Source organism: Aeromonas sp. Y293-4 (assembly GCF_027705905.1).
Lineage (GTDB): Bacteria > Pseudomonadota > Gammaproteobacteria > Enterobacterales > Aeromonadaceae > Aeromonas > Aeromonas veronii.
In genome coordinates, this window is sequence record NZ_JAPDCI010000079.1 from 1 (window position 1) to 714 (window position 714).

At 46.1% G+C, this 714-nt stretch carries 1 protein-coding gene; it reads right to left on the reverse strand.

All coding sequences use genetic code 11. The features are described from left to right. Positions 1–147 precede the first annotated feature (147 nt). Positions 148–621 (reverse strand): trimethoprim-resistant dihydrofolate reductase DfrA5, encoded by a 474-nt coding sequence (gene dfrA5, locus OKC31_RS21655; RefSeq protein ID WP_001317507.1) that lies wholly within the window; start codon positions 619–621, stop codon positions 148–150. Positions 622–714: the final 93 nt, after the last annotated feature.

Genomic DNA, 714 nt, shown 5'->3' on the forward strand with positions numbered 1-714 from the left:
CGCTTAAAAATAATAAAAGCAGACTTGACCTGATAGTTTGGCTGTGAGCAATTATGTGCTTAGTGCATCTAACGCCGTTATCAATTGCGGTAAGAAGCGTAGCAAGCGAAGCGAACGAAGCTTTTTACCGTCAATTGCATAGCTTTGTTAACCCTTTTGCCAAATTTGATAGCAATAGTTAATGTTTGAGCTAAAGTGTTGCTCAAAAACAACTTCGAAGGTATTGGGAATATTCGGAAAGAAAACATCTCCTTCCGGCTCAATATCAATCGTCGATATATGGAGCGTAGAGGCCATGGGCAATGTTTCTCTGTAAATCTCCCCGCCACCAGACACTATAACGTGATCGGTGAGTTCAGCCAGCCCGTACATGGCCTCTTCGATCGACGGGAATACTATTACGTTGTCATTATCGGCCGTCCAGGCTGAGCGAGTAACGACCGCGTATTTCCTATTAGGGAGTGCTCCCATAGATTCGAACGTCTTGCGGCCCACCAAAAGCCACTGGTTGTACGTCAAGGCTTTAAAGAGTAGCTGCTCTCCTTTCGCGGACCAGGGTATGTGTGGACCGCAACCAATCACTCCGTTTTTCGCTTTTGCAGCCATTAATGATACTTTCACAATTTTGGTTCCGGGTTAACTTTGTTTTAGGGCGACTGCCCTGCTGCGTAACATCGTTGCTGCTCCATAACATCAAACATCGACCCACGGCGT